The 23,058-nt window shown below is 61.0% G+C and carries 20 protein-coding genes and 1 pseudogene; 9 read left to right on the forward strand and 12 right to left on the reverse strand.

All coding sequences use genetic code 11. The annotated features are described in order from the left end of the window. Nucleotides 1-145 precede the first annotated feature (145 nt). From ACA072_RS19160 to ACA072_RS19175, 4 genes are read right to left on the reverse strand one after another with little or no spacing between them, the layout of a single operon-like run. The gene (locus ACA072_RS19160; protein WP_497619841.1) at nucleotides 146-1,459 is read right to left on the reverse strand and encodes a sensor histidine kinase; all 1,314 of its coding nucleotides are present in this window, start codon (nucleotides 1,457-1,459) and stop codon (nucleotides 146-148) included. Next, the gene (locus tag ACA072_RS19165) at nucleotides 1,456-2,124 is read right to left on the reverse strand and encodes a response regulator transcription factor (RefSeq protein ID WP_497619843.1); all 669 of its coding nucleotides are present in this window, start codon (nucleotides 2,122-2,124) and stop codon (nucleotides 1,456-1,458) included. The genes ACA072_RS19160 and ACA072_RS19165 overlap by 4 nt, the downstream gene beginning before the upstream one ends. 3 nt (nucleotides 2,125-2,127) lie before the next feature. Then, nucleotides 2,128-2,433 (reverse strand): PepSY domain-containing protein, encoded by a 306-nt coding sequence (locus tag ACA072_RS19170; protein ID WP_109633285.1) that lies wholly within the window; start codon nucleotides 2,431-2,433, stop codon nucleotides 2,128-2,130. After that, a complete protein-coding gene (locus ACA072_RS19175; protein ID WP_497619844.1) occupies nucleotides 2,433-2,741 on the reverse strand; it encodes a PepSY domain-containing protein in 309 nt (102 codons plus the stop codon). The genes ACA072_RS19170 and ACA072_RS19175 overlap by 1 nt, the downstream gene beginning before the upstream one ends. A gap of 255 nt (nucleotides 2,742-2,996) precedes the next feature. Here ACA072_RS19175 and ACA072_RS19180 point away from each other — a divergent pair, with 255 nt between their 5' ends. From ACA072_RS19180 to codA, 5 genes are all read left to right on the forward strand, one after another. Next, entirely contained in the window at nucleotides 2,997-4,076 is a 1,080-nt protein-coding gene (locus ACA072_RS19180; protein WP_497619846.1) for a patatin-like phospholipase domain-containing protein, read from the forward strand. Nucleotides 4,077-4,160: 84 nt separating this feature from the next. After that, on the forward strand, nucleotides 4,161-4,517 hold the full coding sequence (gene queD / locus ACA072_RS19185; protein ID WP_008152165.1) for a 6-carboxytetrahydropterin synthase QueD: 357 nt from the start codon (nucleotides 4,161-4,163) through the stop codon (nucleotides 4,515-4,517). A gap of 230 nt (nucleotides 4,518-4,747) precedes the next feature. Further along, complete coding sequence (locus ACA072_RS19190) at nucleotides 4,748-5,581, forward strand: alpha/beta fold hydrolase (protein ID WP_497619848.1); 834 nt, start codon at nucleotides 4,748-4,750, stop codon at nucleotides 5,579-5,581. 250 nt (nucleotides 5,582-5,831) lie between these two features. Then, complete coding sequence (gene codB, locus ACA072_RS19195; protein WP_497619850.1) at nucleotides 5,832-7,103, forward strand: cytosine permease; 1,272 nt, start codon at nucleotides 5,832-5,834, stop codon at nucleotides 7,101-7,103. 13 nt (nucleotides 7,104-7,116) lie between these two features. Beyond that, nucleotides 7,117-8,361, forward strand: coding sequence for a cytosine deaminase (codA, locus tag ACA072_RS19200; RefSeq protein ID WP_497619852.1), 1,245 nt, complete (start codon nucleotides 7,117-7,119; stop codon nucleotides 8,359-8,361). Between the two features lie 126 nt (nucleotides 8,362-8,487). Here codA and ACA072_RS19205 read toward each other — a convergent pair whose 3' ends face one another. Together ACA072_RS19205 and ACA072_RS19210 are read right to left on the reverse strand one after the other, a co-directional pair. Next, the gene (locus ACA072_RS19205) at nucleotides 8,488-9,480 is read right to left on the reverse strand and encodes a diaminopimelate epimerase (RefSeq protein WP_497619854.1); all 993 of its coding nucleotides are present in this window, start codon (nucleotides 9,478-9,480) and stop codon (nucleotides 8,488-8,490) included. Nucleotides 9,481-9,524: 44 nt separating this feature from the next. After that, on the reverse strand, nucleotides 9,525-10,304 hold the full coding sequence (locus tag ACA072_RS19210) for an AraC family transcriptional regulator (RefSeq protein WP_497619856.1): 780 nt from the start codon (nucleotides 10,302-10,304) through the stop codon (nucleotides 9,525-9,527). Nucleotides 10,305-10,394: 90 nt separating this feature from the next. On the opposite strand from ACA072_RS19210, the pseudogene ACA072_RS19215 reads away from it, so the two are divergent. Next, nucleotides 10,395-10,643: pseudogene (locus tag ACA072_RS19215) on the forward strand (hypothetical protein); the annotation flags it as partial. 182 nt (nucleotides 10,644-10,825) lie between these two features. On the opposite strand, the gene ACA072_RS19220 reads toward ACA072_RS19215, so the two are convergent. Next, entirely contained in the window at nucleotides 10,826-11,950 is a 1,125-nt protein-coding gene (locus ACA072_RS19220; protein WP_497619858.1) for an aromatic ring-hydroxylating oxygenase subunit alpha, read from the reverse strand. Between the two features lie 298 nt (nucleotides 11,951-12,248). On the opposite strand from ACA072_RS19220, the gene ACA072_RS19225 reads away from it, so the two are divergent. Then, nucleotides 12,249-13,400, forward strand: coding sequence for an MFS transporter (locus ACA072_RS19225; protein ID WP_497619860.1), 1,152 nt, complete (start codon nucleotides 12,249-12,251; stop codon nucleotides 13,398-13,400). Nucleotides 13,401-13,518: 118 nt separating this feature from the next. Continuing rightward, the gene (locus ACA072_RS19230) at nucleotides 13,519-15,048 is read left to right on the forward strand and encodes a trypsin-like serine peptidase (protein ID WP_497619862.1); all 1,530 of its coding nucleotides are present in this window, start codon (nucleotides 13,519-13,521) and stop codon (nucleotides 15,046-15,048) included. A 124-nt stretch (nucleotides 15,049-15,172) separates the two neighbouring features. Here ACA072_RS19230 and ACA072_RS19235 read toward each other — a convergent pair whose 3' ends face one another. The 5 genes from ACA072_RS19235 to ACA072_RS19255 all read right to left on the reverse strand — a co-directional run bounded on the left by ACA072_RS19235 (nucleotide 15,173) and on the right by ACA072_RS19255 (nucleotide 21,276). Continuing rightward, a complete protein-coding gene (locus tag ACA072_RS19235) occupies nucleotides 15,173-17,596 on the reverse strand; it encodes a TonB-dependent siderophore receptor (protein WP_497619864.1) in 2,424 nt (807 codons plus the stop codon). A 97-nt stretch (nucleotides 17,597-17,693) separates the two neighbouring features. Continuing rightward, on the reverse strand, nucleotides 17,694-18,668 hold the full coding sequence (locus ACA072_RS19240; RefSeq protein WP_497619866.1) for a FecR family protein: 975 nt from the start codon (nucleotides 18,666-18,668) through the stop codon (nucleotides 17,694-17,696). 40 nt (nucleotides 18,669-18,708) lie between these two features. Then, nucleotides 18,709-19,209 carry a sigma-70 family RNA polymerase sigma factor gene (locus tag ACA072_RS19245; protein WP_131059869.1) on the reverse strand — a complete coding sequence of 167 codons (501 nt, stop codon included), beginning with the start codon at nucleotides 19,207-19,209 and terminating at the stop codon, nucleotides 18,709-18,711. 137 nt (nucleotides 19,210-19,346) lie between these two features. Next, nucleotides 19,347-20,837 (reverse strand): aldehyde dehydrogenase family protein, encoded by a 1,491-nt coding sequence (locus ACA072_RS19250; protein WP_497619869.1) that lies wholly within the window; start codon nucleotides 20,835-20,837, stop codon nucleotides 19,347-19,349. 49 nt (nucleotides 20,838-20,886) lie between these two features. Continuing rightward, entirely contained in the window at nucleotides 20,887-21,276 is a 390-nt protein-coding gene (locus ACA072_RS19255; RefSeq protein ID WP_497619870.1) for a c-type cytochrome, read from the reverse strand. Between the two features lie 352 nt (nucleotides 21,277-21,628). On the opposite strand from ACA072_RS19255, the gene ACA072_RS19260 reads away from it, so the two are divergent. Further along, nucleotides 21,629-22,951: an alginate export family protein gene (locus tag ACA072_RS19260; RefSeq protein WP_497619872.1), complete on the forward strand. Its 1,323-nt coding sequence runs from the start codon at nucleotides 21,629-21,631 to the stop codon at nucleotides 22,949-22,951. Nucleotides 22,952-23,058 lie beyond the last annotated feature (107 nt).

Raw genomic sequence — 23,058 nt, forward strand, 5'->3', positions numbered from 1 at the left:
GGATTGAACATCCACTGAAGATCCAAATGTGGGAGCGGGCTTGCTCGCGAATGCAGTGTGTCAGAAACAGAGATGTCGACTGACACACCGCTTTCGCGAGCAAGCCCGCTCCCACATTTGGATCTTCAGTGGGCATTAAATCGGTTCAGCGTCTGGGGAGTTTGATTAGCACTTTCAACCCGCCCCACTCGCTCTCTTCCAGCCTCATCACCCCGCCCCACGTGTCGACGATGTCGCGCACAATCCCCAGCCCCAACCCATGGCCATCCGTCTGCTCATCCAGCCGCGTCCCCCGGTCAAGCACCTGCTCGCGCTGTGCTTCGGGAATCCCCGGCCCGTCATCTTCCACGCTGAGTTCAAACCCCTCAGCCGTCTCGACCACACTCAACCGCACCTCGGCATCCGCCCATTTGCAGGCGTTATCCAAGAGATTGCCCAGCAGTTCGAGCAGATCCTCGCGATCCCACGGCAGCTGCAGAGCGGCCGGTGCGCGGTAACTCAGGTTCAGGTGTTCGCCGTGAATCATGTTCAACGTCGCCAGCAACCCCGGCAGCTCCCCGTCGCAGTCAAACAGCGCCCCCGGCAGCGCATCGCCGGACAACCGGGCGCGATTGAGTTCGCGATTGAGTCGCTGCTGGACCTGCTCCAGTTGTGCCTTGAGGAGCTTGCGCAACTCGGGATGGGCGTCGAGCTTCTCGCTGGAAGCCACGCTCAACAGCACCGCCAACGGCGTTTTCAGCGCATGCCCGAGGTTGCCCAAGGCATTGCGCGAACGCTTGAGGCTGTCTTCGGTGTGCGCAAGCAAATGGTTGATCTGCGCCACCAGCGGCTCCAGCTCCACCGGCACCTGATCATCGAGTTGCGAGCGCTGGCCCTGCTGCAACTGAGCGATTTGCTCTCGGGCCTTTTCCAGTGGACGCAAGGCGCGGCGCACGGTGATGCGTTGCAGCAGCAGAATCAGCAGCAACCCCGCCAGCCCCAGGCCCAGACCGATCTGTTGCATGCGCCGGAAGCTCTCGCGCACCGGTGTGTAGTCCTGGGCCACGCTGATCGAGATCGATTGCCCGAGCCGGCGATAGTCCGAACGCAGCACCAGCAATTGCTGGCCTTCCGGGCCCAGTTGCAAATTGCTGTGCAAGCCGGGGTGGTCGAGTGGCGGCAGTTCCTGATCCCACAACGAGCGAGAGCGCCAATGCTTGTCGGCAAAATCGATCCGGAAGTAATGCCCGGAAAACGGCCGTTGATAGGCCGGCGACAGGTGCCGCTCATCCAGTTGCAACCCCGCCGGCCCGCGAACCAGCGCCACCAGCAGGTTTTCACTGTCGTTGCGCAAACCGTCTTCGAGGTAGCGCTGCAGCCCCTTTTCGAACAACCACAGGCTGGTTTGCGCCAGCACCAGGCCGACGACCACCATCACGCTGATCAGCCCCAGACTCAAGCGGCGCTGAATCGACCTCACTGGGCTTGCCCGCCGAACAGGTAACCCTGGCCGCGACGGGTTTCGATCACGCTGCGCCCGAGCTTGCGCCGCAGGTGGTTGACGTGAACTTCGAGCACGTTGGAGTCGCGCTCGGTTTCACCGTCGTAGAGGTGTTCGGCGAGGTGGCTTTTGGAAAGGATCTGCTCGGGGTGCAGCATGAAATAGCGCAACAGGCGGAATTCAGCGGCGGTCAGCTGGATGTCGGCGCCGTCGCGGGTCACGCACTGACGGCCTTCATCCAGGTGCAACCCGGCCGCCTTGAGCGTCGGCTGGTTGGCCTGACCGTGGGAGCGACGCAACAACGCCTGGACCCGCAGGTGCAGCTCTTCGGGGTGGAACGGTTTGGTCAGGTAGTCGTCGGCGCCGGCCTTGAGGCCTTCGATCCGTTCGGCCCAGGAACCGCGCGCCGTGAGGATCAGCACCGGCGTCATCAGGCCACCGGCGCGCCATTGCGCCAGCACTTCCAGCCCCGGCAAACCCGGCAGGCCGAGGTCGAGGATGATCAGGTCATAGGGCTCGCTGCTGCCCTGATACACCGCGTCGCGGCCATCGGCCAGCCAGTCCACGGCGTAACCCTGCCGGTTGAGGCCGGCCATCAATTCGTCGGCCAGCGGCACGTGGTCTTCCACCAGAAGCAAACGCATCGATCAATCTTCCTTGTCTTTCAGTAACTGGCCAGTGGTGGCGTCGAGGTCGAGTTCACGGACCACCCCTTCGGCGGTCAGCAGCTCGACTTCATAAATGTAGACGTCGTGTTTTTCTTCGAGCTCGGCTTCCAGCAGTTTCGAGCCGGGGTAGCGGTCGAGCGCCTGCTTCAACAGTTGCTCCAGCGGCAGGATCACGCCCTGCTGGCGCAAGCGCAGGGCTTCGTCCTGGTCGAGGTCGCGGGCCATGACGACCGAGCAAAACGCCAGCAGCACCAGCGCCATGCGTGAAAATGAACACACCTTCATTACGTATCCTGATGATCCTTGAGAACCTGTCCGCTGACAGCGTCTAATTCCAGATCCCACTCAATGCCTTGTGGGTCGCGCAGCTCAACCTGGTAGATGTATTTGCCGTACTCTTCTTCCAGCTCGGTTTCAGTGATATCGGAACCGGGGTGTTTGGCCAGAGCGGTGGCGTTGAGCTTCTCGAAAGACACAATGGTACCAGCGTCGCGCAGTCTCAGGGCTTCGTCGGGACCGAGGTCGCGAGCGTGGGCGAGGCTGACGGTCATGCCGATGATGGACGCGGTGAACAGGGCAGTCAGGGTTTTCATGGGTGTCTCCGTATTTTTTATGTGTTGCCTACGGGGGGCACCTTAGCGAGCTGAACTTAACTGAAACTGAATTGCCATCATTGGGCGGCAATACACAATCCCCTGTGGGAGCGGGCTTGCTCGCGAAGGCGGTGAATCAGGCGATAAAGATGTCGACTGACACACCGCTTTCGCGAGCAAGCCCGCTCCCACAGTAGGCTGGTGGTGTTGCTTGAGCTGTTTATAATCCCCTGCTTGCCAGACATCGAGACCGGTATGACCGCCATCCACATCAAGTTCCCTTCCCTGACCCTCAAGGCCGGCCCGCGGGCCTTGGCGCGCATCCGTGAAAACGGCTTGAGCGCCGCCGATGTCGGTACGCTGCCGGGAGCGGCCGGTGGGCCGAAGGCGTTGGGGATTCAAGGTCTGGACCTGGCGTTGTTCGGTGAATGGCTGCCGACGGCCCCGCGGGAGCGTTCGTTGATTGGCGCGTCGGTCGGTTCCTGGCGCTTCGCCAGCGCCTGTCTGCCGGACGCCGCCGAAGGCATCCGGCGCCTCGGCCACCTCTACACCGAGCAGAACTTCGACAAGGGCGTGACCATGGCGCAGATCAGCCAGAGCTCCCGGCGCATGCTCGATGAACTGCTGGACGGCCGCGATGTGTCGATTCTGACCAACGCCCATTACCGCCTGAACATCATGGTGGTCAAAAGCCACGGCCTGCTCGCAGACGATCATCGCGGCCGCCTCGGCTTGGGTTTGTCGTCGGTGATCGCTGACAACCTGCGCGGTCGGGCGCGACTGTCGCGGCACTTCGAGCGGCTGATCATCCACGACCCGCGCCAGGCCCCACCGGTCAATGCACTCAACGATTTCCCATCGCGCTTCGTTGCCCTGAATGCCGGCAACCTTCGCCAGGCCCTGCTCGCCTCGGGCTCGATCCCTATGGTGATGGAAGGCGTGCGTGATCTACCCGGCGCAGGCGTGGGGACGTTCCGCGATGGCGGTCTGCTGGACTATCACCTCGACCTGCCCTACAGCGGCAACGACATTGTGCTGTATCCGCACTTCACCGACCGGGTCATTCCCGGCTGGTTCGACAAGACCCTGCCGTGGCGCCGAGCCTGCCCTGAACGGTTGCAGGATGTTCTGCTGCTGGCGCCGTCGAAGGACTACCTGGCGCGTCTGCCCTACGGCAAGCTGCCGGACCGCAATGACTTCAAACGCTTCATGGGCGATGCCCCGAGCCGGCAGAAATACTGGCGTAAGACGATGGACGAAAGCCGTCGCCTGGGTGACGAGTTCCTCGAACTGGTCGCCAATGGTCGCCTCGGCGAGCGCTTGCTGACCCTTTAGTCAGTGTTTTGCCCGGCGCTCTGGTAAACTCGCCGCCTGCCCACATCGCCGCGGCGATCGCCACCTGACAGAGCTGAAATCACTGTGGAAATCTTCAAAGAGTTTACGTTCGAATCCGCCCACCGCCTGCCTCACGTACCGGAAGGCCACAAGTGCGGCCGCCTGCACGGTCACTCGTTCAAAGTGGCGATTCACTTGAGCGGCGACCTCGATCCGCACACCGGCTGGATCCGCGACTTCTCGGAAATCAAGGCGATCTTCAAGCCGCTGTACGAGCGCCTGGACCACAACTACCTGAACGACATTCCCGGCCTGGAAAACCCGACCAGCGAAGTGCTGGCCAAGTTTATCTGGAAGGAATTGAAGCCGCTGCTGCCGGAGCTGAGCGCGATCCGTATCCACGAGACGTGCACCAGCGGTTGCATCTATCACGGCGAATAACCCGTTCTAACAAACACCAAAACTCCCTGTGGGAGCGGGCTTGCTCGCGAAAGCGGTGGGTCAGTCTCCATCTATATTGACTGACACGCCGCCTTCGCGAGCAAGTCGAATCGTCGCACCGCCGCTCCCACAAGGGAACTGCGTTTCGTCAGTGATACAAAAAACAGCCTTCATCGGCTGTTTTTTTATGCCTATGCTTTTTGGCTTGAACACGCCAAGAGGACATCCCCATGAGGACTGACTGGCCGCTGGCTCAGACCTATCGTTTCAACGGGCATTCCGTTCGCTACGCCGTGCGCGGTGACGGTCCACCGCTGGTGTTTGTGCACGGCACGCCCTTTTCGTCTTACGTGTGGCACCGCATCGCGCCGCACTTCATCACCACCCATCGGGTGCATTACTTCGACCTGCTGGGCTATGGGCAATCCGAGAAAATCGCCGGTGACGTGTCGCTGGGTGTGCAGAACGACCTGTTGGCGAACTTGCTCGACCATTGGGGCCTGGAGCGACCGGACGTGGTGGCACACGACTTCGGCGGCGCTACCGCGCTGCGCGCGCACCTGCTCAACGGCAAGGATTACCGCAGCCTGACCCTCATCGATCCGGTGGCGCTGACACCGTGGGGTTCGCCTTTCGTGCAGCACGTGCGCCAGCATGAAGCGGCGTTCAGCGGACTGCCCGACTACATTCAGCGGGCAATCGTGCCGGCTTATATTCGCGGCGCGATCAAGCGCGACATCCCCGATGAAGAACTCGACCCGTACGTTCAGCCATGGCTGGGCGATCCCGGGCAAGCGGCGTTCTATCGGCAGATTGCGCAGATGGACGAGCGTTATACCCGTGAGGCCGAAGGGTTGTACCCGACGGTGCGTTGCCCGGTGCAGATTCTGTGGGGCGAAGATGATCAGTGGATCCCCATCGAGCGTGGACGGGCGTTGCATCAGATGATTGCCGGGTCGCAGTTCCACCCAATCCCCAATGCCGGGCACCTGGTTCAGGAAGATGCGCCGGAAGCCATCGTTGCGGCTTTACTGCGGTTCCTGCCGTTAATCCAATCCTACTGAAGAAACCGAATCCCCTGTGGGAGTGAGCCTGCTCGCGATTACGGTGTATCAGTCGACATCTACATTGCGTGACACACCGCAATCGCGAGCAGGCTCGCTCCCACATGGGTTCTGTGTTCTGTCAGGTGCACCGCTTTTGTGCCCTCCCCCGCACCAATCCCGCCAGCTCGGCTATACATAACTAAGCCATCCCCGCTTGGCACGACCACTGCAACCCCTCCCGCGTCCCCCATTCAGCAAGGAACGCCACATGACGCAAAAAGATCCAGGCAACGATTACCCCCTCAGCGAAGTACCGATGCATGCCCGCAAGGGCCTCGCCTCCACCGCCATGGTGCTGCTGGGCTTCACCTTCTTCACCGCCACCATGTTCGCTGGCGGAAAGCTCGGCGTGGCGTTCAGTTTTGGCGAGATGATGGCGGTGATCATCGTCGGCAATCTGCTGCTGGGCATCTACGCTGCAGGCTTGGGGTACATCGCCTTCAAGAGCGGCTTGAACTCGGTGCTGATGGGGCGATTCTGCTTCGGTGAGGTCGGCAGCAAGCTCAGCGACTTGATCCTCGGCTTCACCCAGATCGGCTGGTACGCCTGGGGCACGGCCACGGCCGCCGTGGTGCTGGGCAAGTATTTCGAATTGAGCGAGGGCACGGTACTGGGCCTGATGGTGCTGTTCGGCCTGGCGTTTTGCGCCACCGCGTATGTCGGCTATCGCGGGCTGGAAATCCTCTCGTACATCGCAGTGCCGGCGATGATGTTGCTGCTGATGCTGTCGATGTGGGTCGCCACGGCGAAGGTCGGCGGAATCGATGGGTTGCTCGCGGTGGTCCCGACGGGAACCCTGGACTGGTCGACGGCGATTACCCTGGTGTTCGGCACCTTCGTCAGCGGCGCAACGCAAGCAACCAACTGGACGCGCTTCTCCCGCTCCGCCCGGGTCGCGGTGCTGGCGAGCCTGATCGGCTTCTTTATCGGCAACGGCCTGATGGTGTTGATCGGTGCCTACGGGGCCATCGTCTACCAGCAACCGGACGTGGTCGAAGTGCTGCTGTTGCAAGGGTTCGCCATGGCCGCGATGGCCATGTTGCTGCTCAACATCTGGAGCACCCAGGACAACACCATCTACAACTTCGCCGTCGCCGGCTGCAACCTGTTGCGCACCGGCCGTCGCAAAACCGTGACCCTGGCCGGCGCGGTGATTGGCACGTTGCTCGCACTGCTGGGCATGTACGACCTGCTGGTGCCTTACCTGATTCTGCTGGGCACAGTGATTCCGCCGATAGGCGGTGTGATCATGGCGGATTTCTTCTTCCGTTATCGTGGTCAATATCCTCGTCTGGCCGACGCTCGATTGCCGGCGTTCAACTGGCCCGGTTTGACCGCCTATGCCGTCGGCACCGTCGCCGCATTCAGTTCACCCTGGATCGCGCCACTGGTAGGGATTGCCGCTGCCGCGCTAACGTATGTGCTACTGACCAGCGTACTGGGTGCCCGTGCCGCTGAAGCTCCATTACAAGATCTATAAAAGGATTCGCCTGATGCACATCATCAACGCCCGCCTGCGCAACCAAGAAGGCCTGCATGAGTTGCACCTGGAAAACGGCCTGATCCGCTCCATCTCCCGTCAGACCGAAGCCCCGACCCTGGGCCCCGACGACCTCGACGCCGGCGGCAACCTGGTGGTGCCCCCCTTCGTCGAGCCGCACATTCACCTCGACGCCACCCTCACCGCCGGCGAGCCGCGCTGGAACATGAGCGGCACGCTGTTCGAAGGCATCGAGTGCTGGGGGGAACGCAAGGTGACCATCACCGAAGAAGACACCAAGACCCGTGCCAGGAAAACCATCCAGACCCTCGCCTCCCACGGCATCCAGCACGTGCGCACCCACGTCGACGTCACCGACCCGCAACTGACCGCGCTCAAGGCGATGCTCGAAGTGCGTGAGGAAAGCCGCCACCTGATCGACATGCAAATCGTCGCGTTTCCCCAGGAAGGCATCGAGTCCTACCGCAACGGACGCGAGCTGATGGAAGAAGCCATCAGCATGGGCGCCGATGTGGTCGGCGGTATTCCGCATTTCGAGTACACCCGGGATCAGGGCGTCAGCTCGGTCAAATTCCTGATGGACCTGGCCGAGCGCACCGGTTGCCTGGTGGACGTGCATTGCGACGAGACCGACGACCCGCATTCACGTTTTCTTGAAGTGCTGGCCGAAGAAGCCCGCAGCCGTGACATGGGTTCGCGAGTGACCGCCAGCCACACCACCGCCATGGGTTCTTATGACAACGCCTACTGCGCCAAACTCTTCCGTCTGCTCGGGCATTCGGGGATCAGTTTTGTCTCCTGCCCCACCGAGAGCATTCACCTACAAGGGCGCTTCGACAACTTCCCGAAACGCCGCGGCGTGACCCGGGTGAATGAGTTGCTGGAAGCGGGGATGAACGTGTGCTTCGGCCAGGACTCGATCGTTGATCCGTGGTACCCGCTGGGTAACGGCAACATCCTGCGGGTGCTGGAAGCCGGTCTGCACATCTGCCACATGCTGGGTTATCGCAACCTGCAAAGTGCGCTGGACCTGGTCACCGACAACAGCGCCAAGGCCATGAACCTTGGGGACCGTTATGGTCTGGAGGCCGGGCGGCCGGCGAATTTGCTGATCCTGTCGGCGGACAGCGACTACGAGGTGATACGCAGTCAGGGGTTGCCGTTGTATTCGGTGCGCGATGGCAAGGTGTTGATGAAGCGGACGATGCCGGTGGTGGAATGGGCGGATCAGCTCTGAATTTTCGCTGACAGGGCGAGCCTCTTCGCGCGCAAGCCCGCTCCCACATGGGACCGGGCCGATCACAAAACCCCTGTGGGAGCGGCGGTGCGACGATTCGACTTGCTCGCGAAGGCAATCTCCAATTCAACCCATCAACCGCGCCGTGCCGAATAACCTGACCCGACTCAACTCCCCCTCCATTTCCTCCAACAAAATCGGCGCCGTGCCGCCCGGCATGACGACTTTCACTTCCCCCGCCGTCACCCAACCCACTCGCCAAGCCGCACAGGCCACCGCACTGGCGCTGGTGCCCGAGGACGCCGTCGGTCCTTCCCCGCGCTCAAACACCCGCGCCACGACTTGCCCGTCAGACTCAAGCATCGCCCACTGCAAATTCACCCCCGCCGGGCACGGCCGCCCTGCCCCGGCTGGCGCGGCGTAGGCGATACGCATCAAACCTTGCGCCAAGGGCGGTTCCCGCATCTGCTCATTGCTCGGCAGCGCCTCGGTATCTGTTAGCAGCGTCACACAATGCGGATTGCCGATGCGCACAAACTGGCTGCGGTTCCAGGCAGGATCAAGCGCCGACAACGGCTGCACATGGCTGACTCCGCGATCATTCAGCGTCACGCGCTCAACCTCGTGCGCGCCCACCGCTTGCGGCCCGAACAAAGGTTTTCCCAGATCCAGCCAGAACCCTTGCACACCGTCGACCTCAGCGGGTTTCACCGAGGTTTCTACCGGTGAATCCGCATCGCGTTTGTCGTGATGAACCCGCAGCAGGCACGCCTGCTCCTTGGGTATCAATCCTTGCGCGCTGAGTGCCTGGGAAAAAATCGTCAGCCCATTGCCACTGCGCTCGGCCAGGGTGCCGTCGGTATTGACGATCAACAGATCAAACGGCGGCGACGATTGAAACGGCCCCACCAGCAACCCGTCGCAACGATGGTCTTTGCTGCCCGCCAGTTGCGTGCCGGGCGCCCAACTGCAGAACGCCTCGATGGCCGCCAACGCCCAGCGCTCGCGAATGTGCGCAGCGTCGCTGGCCTGGTCCGGAAAATCGATTCCGCTATCGCGCACGGCGTCGGGCGCCACCACCGCGTAGATATTGCCTCGAGCATCGTAGAACGGCGTCATGGATCGGTCCCGAAGTCAGCCTGAAAGTGCCTGTACTTTAGGCGTCAATTTCCTGCGATGAAATACCGTCCCGGCGTCACGCCAAACGCACGCCGGAACATGGCAATAAATGCGCTGACATTGTCGTAGCCCAGTTCCAGCGCGATGGTCGTCACCGGTACGTCTGCGGCAAGCAACTCCAGCGCTCGCAACAAGCGTGCACGCTGTCGCCACTGACTGAAGCTGAAGCCGGTTTCACTGTCGAAGCGTCGGGCCAGGGTCCGGGCTGACAAGCCGGCCCATTGCGCCCACTCAGCAAGCGAACGGTTGTCGGCCAAGTCGTCGGCCAGCGCCTGACTGATCCGTCGCAGACGCGGATCAAGCGGCAGCGGCAGACCGAAGGGCTCGGCGGGCAGTGCGGCGATCTCATCAACAATCAATTGGGCGATCCGTTCCTGTCGCTGATCCAACGCTCCCTCGCCCCAGGTCGCCGCCCGGTCGACAGCCTCGCGCAACAAACCCGAGGTCGCGATGATGCAGGGTTGCCCGGGCAATTCGACACAGGCCGACGCGGCCACGTAGACACTCCAGCCGTGGAACGGGCCGTGGGAACGCAAGCCGTGCACACAGTCGGGTGGAATCCAGACCGCATGGGTCGCCGGCACCACCCAATGATGGTCAGCCGCCTCCACTGACAACAACCCGCGCCGCGCCCCCAACAATTGCCCGCGCGCATGCCGGTGAGGAGCGCTGGTGCGCTTGATCGGGCTGTTCAGGGCTGAGGCAATAACCCTCGGTCCCGTGGAGGATTGCGCGCGTTCCGCAGATATAAGGGGGTTCGCCAAGGCAGTTTCACGTTATCGAATGACCCGGATAGCGCAGTTTAGCCACGCACGACGGATTAGTCTGAACACTCATTCACTGGAGTCTCAATCATGCGCGCCGAAGACCTGCTTCACGACGATCAAAACCAAGGCTTGTTCAACGGTACTGCCGTGCGTAAAGGCACGGTCGGGGCCTTTCTGATGAATGCCCGGACGCTGATCGATCCGCAAACTCCCGAGCATCAACGTACGGCCGCAACCCAGGACATTCTCCGGGCGCTGCCCGCGCTGCGAGCCTTGGGCCTCTTCGAACTGATGCAGGTGCGAGACCCGTTACTTCGGGCATTGTGCGAACAAGAGCAAACCTCCCGAACCCCTGAGTGCCGCGATCAAACGCCTGTTGCGCCATGCACAACGCCTTTCGGTTCAGGCGACAGCGGCCAATACCGTCATTGTTGAATGTTTTGACGGCGAGCATGCCCGTCCGGCGGCGCTTTTGCTCATACAGGTGGAAAGGACGCAGGTCGTCACGGTGACGCGGTTCATGGCCCGTCAAGCGCAGTCTGAACCGCACGATGAAAATGCTGCAGGGCCGGCTCGTTTCTGCCGAATGTCAGGAAATCCTGAGCACTGGAGGCATAACCTTTCTGTAGATGTCTGGCCATTCGAAAGTCTTCGCAATCGACGGTGTCCAAGAGAAGGGTCATGTTTTTGTCCCAATGTGCTTTCTCTTTTGCCGACGTCGGTGCTGTGGGCACATGCAGCGACACGTCGATCAAGCATTGATCGACGCAGTTCGGACCAGCGGCAAATACCCGCCACACCTCCAGATGATCGCCCTGCCAGACCAGAAGCGTATTGGGAAACAGCAGGTAGATAATCGCCGAATGCCGGAGCAGGTCCCATTGATCTTCGGATTGATCGAATAACTCGACAATTGAGCGACGCGGCATGATCAGCCGTAAATTTGCTCCGAGCCCTTCGAAATGACTGGTATTGGGTAAAAAGATCGGCAGCACTGTTTGCCGATGCAGGGTGGAAAAATGCCAGTTTTCCAGAAACGTATCGATCACTACTTTCCAGTTAAAGCGCCTGCGTAAACGCCTCGTTTCGTAGTGCGAGTAATGCTGGAAGCCGAAATCCCTAACCTCATTGGCCAACGGTCCGAGTACTTCAGCTTCATTGATCTGCCCGCCCGGAATCGGGTGCACCCAGATCAACCCATGCTGTTCCAGAACACTCAGGCGAGTCAGATTGCGCTCGGCGCAACTCAACCCTTCGAAGCTGCCAGGTGGATTCAGCCGTTGCAACCGCCCATCCAGGCCATAGGCCCAGCCGTGATACGGACAGGTCATCGCACCCGTGATGTTTCCCGACCCGTTGAGCAGCCTCGCGCCACGATGCCGGCAAACATTGATGAAAGCGTTCAATGATCCCTCGTTGTCGCGCACGACCAGAATCGGCACACCGCTTAAATCGTCGGTCAGGTAGTCGCCCGGACAAGCCAGTCGCGAGCCAAGCCCGATCATCAACGGGCGCACGCCAAACAGATGCTGTTGTTCCCGTTGCTGCTGATCGAGGCTGGTATATGACTCGACAGGGTTCAAGTAAACGTTATTGGCCATGCTGGTCTGTCGCTGCTCAATCATGCTCAGCAGCGACTTCAAGAGCAAAACCTGAGTGGGATGATCCATATCGCCTCCAGTCTGTCCTGATCACCAGGTCATCGATGTATCGCGAACAGCTGGCTTCGTTCTAGGCGCAAAAATACGCGCTGTAAACTGTCGGAACTTACAGGTACCCCGGTAAATCGACCGCTCAATGGCGGCACTTGCGCTCGCGACCGAGGGTCCGCCTGTGCAACGATGTCACCCTGCCTGACCGCAAACCTGCGCGGACGCTGACCGAACCCTATGGGTCGATCACTGTCCCTTGGGAACGCGACGTTTTTTGCCAAGGATCGATATGACCAACCTCAATACCCAAGCCACTTTTGTTCCCGGACGTCTGGAGCAGATGTCCACCCGCATCGCCTTTTTCATCGCCGGTCTTGGCATCGCCGCCTGGGCGCCGCTGGTGCCGTATGCCAAGGCACGGGCCGGACTGGATGAAGGAACGCTCGGGTTGTTGCTGCTGTGCCTGGGGGTGGGCTCGATTCTGGCGATGCCGATGGCTGGCCTCTTGTCCACGCGTTTCGGCTGTCGTCGAGTGGCGACCGGGGGAACGTTGTTGATCTGCGCGGCGTTGCCGCTGTTGGCGACGGTGACGTCGGTGCCGGCATTGATCGCCACGCTGTTCATGTTCGGTGCGGGCCTGGGCACGGTGGATTCAACGGTGAACTTGCAAGCGGTGATCGTCGAGCGCGCCAGCGGCAAGAACATGATGTCGGGGTTTCACGGGATGTTCAGCCTCGGCGGGATTGTCGGCGCGGCGGGTGTCAGCGCCCTGCTCGGCCTGGGTCTGTCGCCGCTGGGGGCGATGGCGGTGGTGATTGTCGTGCTGGTGCTGGCCTTGCTCAAAGCGGCGCCGCACCTGTTGCCTTACGGCAGCGAAAGCTCGGGACCTGCGTTTGCCGTGCCCCATGGCATCGTGCTGTTTATTGGTGGCATGTGTTTCATCGTGTTCCTGGCCGAAGGCGCGGCGCTCGACTGGAGCGCGGTGTTCCTGGTGCAGGAACGCGGGATCGACACGGCGTATGCGGGGCTGGGTTACGCAGCGTTTGCGCTGACCATGACCGCCGGGCGGCTGACCGGCGACCGGATTGTCCGGCGTCTGGGCGCGACGCGGGTGATGGTGTTTGGTGGTCTGACGGCGGCGACGGGACTGGCGTTGGCGACGTTCGCGCCGGCCTGGGAGGTGGCGCTGGTCGGTTATGCATTATTGGGAGCGGGTTGCTCGAACATCGTGCCGGTGCTGTACACCGCGGTCGGAAAACAGACAGTCATGCCTGAGCACATTGCGGTGCCGGCCATTACCACCTTGGGCTATGCGGGGATTCTCGCCGGCCCGGCGGTGATCGGGTTTATCGCCCATGGCAGCAGTTTGAGTTTTGCGTTTGGGTTGATGGCGCTGTTGCTGGTGGCGGTGGCCATTGGCGGGAAGGTGTTGAAGGTCTAATCCGCCAAACTTACGACAAACGGTCATTTTCTGCGGCCTCAACTGTCATTTCTGTCAGTAGACGGAGGTGGTATAGAGTCGCAGCATGAGTTGAGTTCTTTCAACTCATGGATGAATGATGAAAACTCTCGATAGAAAAGCGTCACTTACTTTCCTGCTCCTGATCAGCATGAGCGCCTGCGCTGACAACCCCTCGCGGGTAGATCGCGATTGGGGGGAAGGGACCGCCAATTTCGCACCGGCACAGCCTTTGAACAATGCGAGCGGGCAATACCCTTACTGGCAGTCAATCGGCCAAGTTCAGGTTGAGGGGAGCACCACCTGTACCGGCAGCCTGATCGACACCCGTGACGCGAGTGATGACCGCAGCGGCCCAGCCTATGTCCTCACGTCAGGGCATTGCGCCGAAGGCAATTCAAACCGATATATCGAGAATGCACCCGCTTCCGGCCTCGTCACGTTCAACTTTTTCCAGGACACCCAGGCACTACAACGGCCCTACCCGATCATTCGCATCGCCTGGAGCACGATGCGTGGCCATGACATCGCACTCCTCGAACTTGACCGATCCCTCGGCCAATTGATGAACGATGGAATCATGCCCCTCAAACTGGCGAGTCAAAACCCGGCCCTCGGATCTGATTTGCTGATCGTCGGCGCTCCTGTCGACCGTTATCTGCAACGCGCCGCCTGCCCGCAGGAACATCGTGCCGACGTTTTCGAAGCGGGTTGGACCTGGACCAACCAACTCAGCAACCGCTGCCTGGACGTTAAAGCCGGAATTTCCGGCTCACCGGTTTTGTCTCGCTACCGCAACGAAATCGTCGGTGTGATCGGTACCACCAGCCGGGACAGTGGACGATCCCGATGCTCTCGAAATGCTCCATGCGAAGTCAGCAACGGCATGTCAATAAAAATGCAAGACACCAACTACGCAACAGCCACCAATGATCTAAACCGGTGCTTCAGTGCCAGCCGTTTCAACCCTCGCCCCGATGAGTGCATGCTCGGCCCGGCGACGAACTTTGAAACTCAATTCGATGAGAGCTACTTGAAGATGGTGCGCAATGAACAGGGCGAAATCATTTCGCCTTGGTGGGAGCAATCCTTTGCCGTGGATCAACCGTTTTACCGGGTCAAGTACACGCGAACACTGGCCGAGTGCGCGCTCAATGACGGCTATGGTGCGGTCCAGCCCAGCCATGAAAGCGGACAGGACACCTCACGCCATGAATTGCGCGATGGTCCCGGACTTTACTTCATGTGTATCGTGGGACAACCCCACAAGGCAGGACCTGCGGGCCGATGGGACGCTCGCAACGCCAGAATTTACTGGCGTTGGGCTTTGGTGGAGCCGACGAACACTGCCCCCTTCTACCTCCTGTTCGAGTACGACAAAAACGTAATCACCGTACAGCCTTTTGGGGTGAACCCAGACTTGGACGTCAGTCAATATGAGTACAAGAGCGGAGCACTGAATACGGTCGATTGCCTTGAACCCGATGGCTATCAAACCGTCAGACCTCCGCTGCTGGACTTCACCGTTTCGGTTGCTGACTCCCCGAAACAAGTATGCCTAAAGGGAAAAGACATGGCGGGGAATCCCTCGCCGGTCGTGGACTTTCAATTGCCCGAACGCAAACGATGATTGGACCTCTGAAAAATCATCATTGGATCGCTGCCTGAAGCCGACTCGCTCCCACAAGGATTTGTGAACGACACAGATCCAATGTGGGAGCGAGCTTGCTCGCGAATGAAGTCACCCCGGTCTATCAGAACCCGACGCTGGCCTGCACAAAGAACGTGCGCGGCGCACCCACGTACATCCCCGAGTTGTTGTCGCTGGAGCGGGTGAAGTACTGCTTGTCGAAGATGTTTTTCACCCCGGCGCCAACCTTCAGGTTCGACAGCTGCGCACCGAAGTCATAGCCGCCACGTACGTTCCAGGTCACGTAACCCGGAATGTCGCCGTACTGACCATCGGCGGTGCCTTCGGTGATGTAGTTGTTGGTGAAGCTGCCGTCGGCGTTGACCGCGACGCCCGGTGAGCGCTGCCTGGACTGGGCAAAGCCATCGAGGTTGTAGGTCCAGCGGTTGATGTCATAACGCAGCCCGACGGTCGCCACCTGGCGCGAGTAGAACGGCAGGTCACGGCCCTTGAAGCCTGGAATTTCACCTTCATACACGGCGCGCGTGTAAGTGAACCCGGCGTTGGCGGTCAGGCCGTCGAGGCGCGGGTCGAGTGCCGCCATGTTGTAGTGCACCGACGCCTCGATACCCTGGTGCGTGGTCGCGCCGAGGTTGGTCCAGCCCGCGTCGTTGCTGATGTACTGCAACTCTTTATCGAAGTCGATGTAGAACGCCGTCAACTCGCCGCCCCACACCTCATTGTTGTAGCGCGTGCCGACCTCATAGGTCTTGGCCTTTTCCGGTTCCAGGCCATTGGCCGGTTCGTCCCCCGCGCCGCCCTGTCCCAGCTGGAAATACTGCAGGCTGCCAAACGATGTTTCGTAGTTGGCGAACAGCTTCCACTCCTCCGACAGGTGATACATCACGCTCAGGGCCGGCAGCGGCTCGTTGCTTTCGATGCTGCGGTTCTTCTCCGGTACGCGTCTGCCAGCGGTATCGAGCACGGCGCGGTCGTGCCAGTCGGTGCTGATGTGCTCGAAGCGGATGCCGGGGGTGATGGTCCAGTTACCGACGTCGATTTTGTTGTCGATGTAGACCGAGTTGGCTTCAGTGCCGCCGGTACGGTCCTGGTACACATGCCCGTCCGAGCCGGGACGAATCACCGGCTCGTTGTTGACCAGCGCCAGGCGGCTTGCCTGCTCGTGCATGGCTTCCTTGAGGTAGCGATAACCGACACTGACTTCCTGGGTGGTCGGGCCGACGTCGAACACACGGGACACCCGCGGCTCAATGCCGACGGTGTAGTAAGTGCGCGGGAACGAGCCCAGGGTTTTCTGATCGCGAGCGGCGATGTTGCTGCCACGGAAGCTGTCGGTGTAGTACGTCAGCACTTCGGCCTGGGTGCGATCGTCGAGCTGGCGCGTCCACTTGAACGAGACATCCTTGCGGCGCCCGCTGAAGTTGTCGTTGTTGCGGTCGGACTGAAACGGATTGGCGTCGTACTGCGCCTGTGTCAGGCCGCCGGGCATGTCGGCGCTGGCATCGTAGTAGTGAAAGTTGAGGCTGAAATCGTCGACGTCGGTCGGCGCCCAGTGCGTCTTGAGAATCACGTCGTCGATGTCATTGCCGTTGTTGCGCTCGCGGTAACCGTTGCCGTTCACGCCCGAGTACAACAGCGCCACGCCGATGCCGTTGTCGGCGGTGCCGCCGAGGAATGCCGTATCGATGTGTTTCCAGCCGCCGTGCTGGGAGGTTTCCAGGGTGGTGCCGATTTCACCGGTGGCTTTCTCCGGGATCGCCCGCGTCACGAAGTTGATCACACCACCGACGTTTTGCGGTCCATAACGCACCGAACCGGCGCCGCGCACCACGTCGATGCTGTCGAGGTTGCCGGAGGAAATCGGCGCCATCGACAGCTGCGGCTGGCCGTACGGCGCGAAGGCTGCCGGCACGCCGTCGATCAACACCGTGGACCGAGGCGACAGGCGCGACGTCAGGCCGCGCACACCGACGTTCAGGGAAATGTCGCTGCCGCCGGTGCCGTTGGCGTCCTGCACTTGCACGCCGGGTACGCGCTTCAACACGTCGCCGACGTTCATGGCGCCCTGCTCGACCATCGCTTCGCGGCGGATCACCGTCCGTGCGCCGGGATGGTTCTGCACCACCGCCGCGTCGGCATCGCCGAGCCAGTCGCCGACCACCTTGATGTCGGTCACGCCCAGTTCCAGCGGGCCAGCCGCAGCGGAAGTCGGCGTGGGCGTCAGGGTCACCGAGCCTTCATCGATCTGATATTGCAGGCCGCTGCCTTGCAGCAATTGGCGCAAGGCCTGCTCCGGCGAGAGGTCGCCGTCGACGGCGGGCGCCTGTTTGCCGGCCACCAGTTCAGGACTGAAGAAAACCTGCAGCGACGTTTGCTGACCCAGCTCACTCAACGCCTGGCCCAACGGCTGCGCTGGAATATGGATACCATCGGCGGCGAACGCCTGGGGTAACGCGGCACTGACGGCCAGGGCGAGCGCGAGCCGCAACCAAGGGGAATTGTTGTTTTTAGCGGTGGTTTTCTTCACGTCGAACATTGTCCTGTAGATCGCAAGAGTGTGCGGCTGTTAATGCAAACCAGTTGCAGTTGGACAAGAAGACGAAGAACTCAAAAAAAACCTGAATCTATTTTGAAATTATTTGCTGGCTGCCGTCATCGAGGGTCCGCACGGCCACCGGAAGGATGCTCGGCAAGGCCTTGAGCAGCGCGTCGGTGTTGTCGGATTTGAACACGCTGGTCAGGCGCAGATTGCCCACTTTGTCGTTACCGACCGTCAGTGGCTTCTCGCGGTAGCGCGAGACTTCGGCGGCGACCTCGCTGAGGCTGGCGTTGTTGAACACCAGTTTGCCGCTGCGCCATGCGGTCAGTTCTGCCGGATTGACTGCGTAAGCGGCTGCAACCACACCTTTGGCATCGACGCGAGTGCCGAGGCCCGCAGTGAGGCTGACGACATCAGGCCCCTGGCCCTGAACCTTGACCGTGCCCTGCTCCACCGCAACCCGGGTTTCGGTCAGGTCACGACGCACATCGAAGCGCGTGCCGGTGACCGTCACTTTGCCGCTGCCCGCTTCGACTACAAACGGCCGGCTGCTGTCGTGCTCGACGCTGAACATCGCTTCGCCTTCCGTCAGCTCGATGCCGCGACGGTCCTTTTCATAGCGCACCTGAACCCGGCTGCGGCTGTTCAGGTCGATGACCGAGCCGTCGGGCAACGCCACATGACGGCGCTCACCCAAGGCCGTGGAATATTCAGCGCTGTAGATCGCCGGGTGATTCAAACCGCTGAACAGCCCCAACCCGAGTGCCACGGCCAACACACTGGCCGCCACCGCGTAACGCACCAGCGGCTGACGTTTGCGACGGGCCGGCGGGGTTTCGCACAAGGCTTGCAGACGCTTGGCGGGCAGCAGATCGGCCGCCGACCACAGTCCCTGGAGCAGTTGAAATTCGTCGCGATGCTGAGGATGTTCAGCCAGCCAGGCTTCGAAACGCCGGTACTCTTCGACGTCCACGGCCGGCTCCTGCAAACGCACAAACCACCGCGCCGCGTCGTCGCGAACCGTTGTTTGCCCGCACGCACAATCACGAGTATCCATCATGGAAGTTCCTGTTTGGCTGGGGGTGAGAAGGCGCGGCCGATCATGGGTGCAGTCCGTCGAGGCGGTCGCGCAGATGCCGCAAGGTGCGGATCATATACTTTTCCACCATGTTCTTGGACAGTCCCAGGCGTTCGGCGATTTCCGCCTGGGTCAGGCCTTCGATCTTCTGCCAGACGAACACCTTGCGGCAGTTGACCGGCAGCTCGGTGAGCGCCCGTTCGATGGAATCAGCCAACTGGATCGCATGCATGAAATGCTCCGGGTCGCCGGACGACGACACACTGTGATCAACCGCCTCCGACTCCATGGCGCCCCGCCGGTCCTCACGCCGATAACCATCCACCGCGATATTGCGCGCCGTCTGGTGCAGATACGCCCGAGGTTGCTCCACTGCCGACGAATCGGACTCAAGCACCCGCACGAAGGTGTCGTGGGCCAGGTCCTCGGCCTGCTGACGATTTCTCAGGCGACGGGTCCAGGTGCCAACCAACTCTTCGTAATGCTCGAAAAAGCCGTGTCTGCGGGGCAACTTGGGGGTCATTGCGGTGTGCTGTGGAGACGGGGCGTGAATAGTAATGCTTCCTATTAACCGGAAGCAATGCATTCCACGTCGCCCGCGTCGCCGTTAGTCAGTCAAGCCAACAGCCCCCGTTGCAGGGGCCGTCGTGTACACATGAATCAGTGGGCGATGCACACCGACTTCAGCTCGGTATACGCCTCGATCACGGCGCGACCAAACTCGCGGCCCATGCCCGATTGCTTGACGCCACCAAACGGCATGGCCGGGTCGAGCAGGACGTGGGCGTTGACCCACACGGTGCCGGCTTCGATGCGCGGCACCAGGTTCATGGCTTTGCCGAGGTCGTTGGTCCACAGGCTGGCGGCCAGGCCGTAGCGATTGTCGTTGGCCAGGGCGATCACTGCGTCTTCGTCGTCGAATGGCATCACGCCCAGCACCGGGCCGAACACTTCTTCGCGGGCCACTGCCATGCTGTGGTCGATGTCGGCCAGAATCGTCGGCTGCACATAGAAGCCCTCGCCTTCCAGCAACTCACCGCCCGACACCACCCGCGCGCCTTCGCGGCGAGCCAGTTCGATGTGCTTGAGCACGCTTTGTTGCTGCTTACGCGACACCAACGGATTGATCGCCGCATTGCAGTTCATGCCCGCGCCAATCGGCATCGCCGAGACGGCTGCCGCCAGCGCTTCGACAAACTGATCGTGGATCGAGCGATGCACATAGAAGCGCGACGCCGCTGCGCAGACCTGGCCGTTGTTCAGCAGGCCGCCGAGGATCGCGCCCTGTACCGCTTTTTCGATGTTGGCATCGGCCAGCACGATCATCGGGTTTTTGCCGCCCAGCTCCAGCGAGAAGCGCGTCATGTTTTCCATGCACGCCACGCCGACGCTTTTACCCACAGCGGTGGAGCCGGTGAACGACACTTTGCTCACCAGCGGATGCGCGGTCAGCACGCCGCCGACCGAGGCGCCGCCACCGGTGACGACGTTGAATACGCCGGCCGGAATGCCGGCTTCGAGGGCCAGTTCAGCCAGACGCAAGGCAGTCAGCGGGGTTTCCATCGCCGGTTTTATGATCACCGTGCAACCGGTGGCCAGCGCCGGCATCAGTTTCCAGGCGGCGATCAGCAGCGGGAAGTTCCACGGCACAATGCCGACCACTACGCCCACCGGTTCACGCTTGGTGAACGCGGTGAACTTGGCGCCCGGTGGCAGCGGAATCGACACGTCGAAGGTCTGGCCTTCGATCTTGGTCGCCCAGCCGGACATGTAGCGCATGAACTCCACGGTGGCGTTCAGATCCAGCGCGCGGGCCATGTTGATCGACTTGCCCTGGCTCAGGGTTTCCAGCTGCGCCAGTTCTTCGGCATGCGCCTCAACCAGCGCGGTGAAATTCAGGAGGATGCGTTCGCGGTCCGCCGGACGCAAACCGGACCACACGCCGGATTTGAAGGCTTTATGGGACGACTGCACGGCGTGCTCGACCACGTCCAGCGGCGCGTCCAGGGTTTCGCACAGGGTTTGCCCGGTGGCCGGGTTGACCACGGCAATGGTCGGGCCGTCGGCCAGCACCCATTGACCGTCAATGAAGCAGCCATGGCGGCGGTCGAGGAAGGCAGCGACCTGCGGCAGAATTTCAACGTTGCTCATAATTCACCTGTCGTTCGAACGAGTGGTTCAGCCTGAAAAATCCGGCTGATTAGCGTTGTTCTTTGAGGAAGCACACGACCGCCTGGCGATCATCTGCGGAGGCCAAGCCCATGTAGGGCATGTAGGTCCCGGGCACATAGGCCTGGGGTTGGGTGATCAGCCGGGTGATGGTTTCGGCCTGCCAGGTCACGTCTTTGCTGCGCATCGCCTGGGAGTAGCTGAAGCCTTCCAGCGAGCCGGATTTGCGCCCGACCACGCCCGACAGGTTGGGCCCCATCAGGCCGGCCATGCCTTTGCTCACCGAGTGGCAAACCCCGCATTCATTGGCGAACACCTGGGCGCCGTGGCCCTGGTCCGGCGCGCAGTCGGCGGCGACTACGGTTTGCGCCAGCGCCAGTGACAGCAAACCGATGAGGGAGAATTTCTGCGAAGTGAACATAGAAGACGACCTTGAAAATCCGTATGGACCAGCGTTGATACGGATTGTCAGGGCTCAGTGCCCTGCAGGTTTTGCCCTGCGTGCCAGTCGTATTGGCAAGGCTGCCAAACCACACAAAATCTTGTAGGAGCTGTCGAGTGAAACGAGGCTGCGATCTTTTGATCTTGTTTTTAAAGAGCAAGATCAAAAGATCGCAGCCTCGTTTCACTCGACAGCGCCTACAGGGGGAATGTTGAAATTGGCAAGCACAGGCAACTCTTTGGCAACCACACAAAAGGCCGAAAAAGTTCCGGGCCGTAGTATCGAAAAAGACCTCAACCCTGTGGTCATGAACAAGAATGGATGCCACACCATGCTCAAGTCCCCCTTGCTTCGTCTCTCGACGCTCGCGCTGCTGATCAGTGCCGCCCAGGCCAATGCCTACGAACTGTATGCCGATGACGACACTCACCTGAACGCCACGCTGGAAGCGGTATTCGGCATTTTCCACAGCCAGGAAAACTACGCGTTGTCCGGCCGCCTCGACGAGGGCTCTTCGTCGTGGCGCGAGGGCTACATCAAATACGGCCTGAGTTTCGACAAAGGCCTGGCCGGTGTCGGCACCGCTTACGGCGCGGCGAACCTGCTCAGCTCCGGCACCTGGGGCGACGGCGATGCGGCCGGTTTCAGCGATGGTTCGGAACGCACCACCAAGTTCGAAGACGCCTACCTCGGCTGGCGCTCGGGCAAATTGTTTGACTTGCTGGGTGAGGACGGCGTCGACCTGTCCTTCGGCCGCCAGAACATCGTGGTCGGCGACGGTTTCCTGATTAATGGCGACGCGCTCAACCTGGGCAAAGGCCTGGCCGACGGCGAATTCAACCGTGGCGGCGCCTACTGGCTGGCCGCGCGCAAAGCTTTCGACGAGACCGCGGTGTTGCGCCTCGGTGGCAAGGAAGGCTGGCGCAGCGACCTGATGTGGCTGAAGTCGAACAACCGCGCGCAAGCGAAAACCGAAATGTACGTCGGCACTCTCGAACACGTTGCCGAAGCCGGCACAATCGGCCTGACCTACATCGACACTAAAGATGTCGATGAACAGTACGCCTCACCGATTCAGCTCGAACGCGACGGCATGAAGACCTACAGCCTGCGCGCGACGGGCAATGCCGGGGTGAAAAACCTGTTCCTCTCGGGTGAATACGCCACGCAAGACAAACCGCACACCGCCACCGAAGACGCCTGGTACCTGGAAGCCGGCTGGACCTTCGCCGACGTGCCCTGGACGCCGTATGTCAGCTACCGCTACAGCCGCTTCTCGGAAGGTTATGACACGCTGTTCTACGGTTTCAGTCGCGGCTTTGGCACCTGGTTCCAGGGTGAAGTCGCGGGCAACTATGCCGGCCCGTTCAACAACAACTCGCGCATCCAGAACGTCACGCTGAAAGTCTCGCCGCTGGAGAACCTCAGCGTCGGCGCAATGTATTTCAACTTCGACACCATCGACCGCAACCTCGGCAACACCGATGGCCATGAGGTCGACCTTTACGCCGAATGGCACGTCAACGAGCACCTGACGGTGATGCCGCTGATCGGCCTGTACCAGCCGGACAAGAGCGCCGATCAGGGTGGCACCCAGTTGGGCAATAACGACAAAAACCTCTACAGCCAAGTGGTGTTTGCCACCACTTTTTAACGGTTGAAACGCAACACCCGCCATGACGCAGTCCTTGTAGCAGCTGGCGAAGCCTGCGTTCGGCTGCGAAGCAGTCGTAAAACCTGAGCACGCGGTCTACCTGACAC

This window comes from Pseudomonas sp. LBUM1656 (genome assembly GCF_059716065.1).

What these genes read in the sequence shown, in the direction of transcription:
- ACA072_RS19170 (WP_109633285.1), bottom strand. Translation starts at nt 2,433, where the DNA reads ATGAAGGTGTGTTCATTTTCACGCATGGCGCTGGTGCTGCTGGCGTTT.
- ACA072_RS19205 (WP_497619854.1), bottom strand. Translation starts at nt 9,480, where the DNA reads ATGACGCCGTTCTACGATGCTCGAGGCAATATCTACGCGGTGGTGGCG.
- codA (WP_497619852.1), top strand. Translation starts at nt 7,117, where the DNA reads ATGCACATCATCAACGCCCGCCTGCGCAACCAAGAAGGCCTGCATGAG.
- ACA072_RS19260 (WP_497619872.1), top strand. Translation starts at nt 21,629, where the DNA reads ATGCTCAAGTCCCCCTTGCTTCGTCTCTCGACGCTCGCGCTGCTGATC.
- ACA072_RS19165 (WP_497619843.1), bottom strand. Translation starts at nt 2,124, where the DNA reads ATGCGTTTGCTTCTGGTGGAAGACCACGTGCCGCTGGCCGACGAATTG.
- ACA072_RS19180 (WP_497619846.1), top strand. Translation starts at nt 2,997, where the DNA reads ATGACCGCCATCCACATCAAGTTCCCTTCCCTGACCCTCAAGGCCGGC.
- ACA072_RS19245 (WP_131059869.1), bottom strand. Translation starts at nt 19,209, where the DNA reads ATGACCCCCAAGTTGCCCCGCAGACACGGCTTTTTCGAGCATTACGAA.
- ACA072_RS19190 (WP_497619848.1), top strand. Translation starts at nt 4,748, where the DNA reads ATGAGGACTGACTGGCCGCTGGCTCAGACCTATCGTTTCAACGGGCAT.
- ACA072_RS19240 (WP_497619866.1), bottom strand. Translation starts at nt 18,668, where the DNA reads ATGATGGATACTCGTGATTGTGCGTGCGGGCAAACAACGGTTCGCGAC.
- codB (WP_497619850.1), top strand. Translation starts at nt 5,832, where the DNA reads ATGACGCAAAAAGATCCAGGCAACGATTACCCCCTCAGCGAAGTACCG.
- ACA072_RS19225 (WP_497619860.1), top strand. Translation starts at nt 12,249, where the DNA reads ATGACCAACCTCAATACCCAAGCCACTTTTGTTCCCGGACGTCTGGAG.
- ACA072_RS19255 (WP_497619870.1), bottom strand. Translation starts at nt 21,276, where the DNA reads ATGTTCACTTCGCAGAAATTCTCCCTCATCGGTTTGCTGTCACTGGCG.
- ACA072_RS19230 (WP_497619862.1), top strand. Translation starts at nt 13,519, where the DNA reads ATGAAAACTCTCGATAGAAAAGCGTCACTTACTTTCCTGCTCCTGATC.
- ACA072_RS19250 (WP_497619869.1), bottom strand. Translation starts at nt 20,837, where the DNA reads ATGAGCAACGTTGAAATTCTGCCGCAGGTCGCTGCCTTCCTCGACCGC.
- ACA072_RS19175 (WP_497619844.1), bottom strand. Translation starts at nt 2,741, where the DNA reads ATGAAAACCCTGACTGCCCTGTTCACCGCGTCCATCATCGGCATGACC.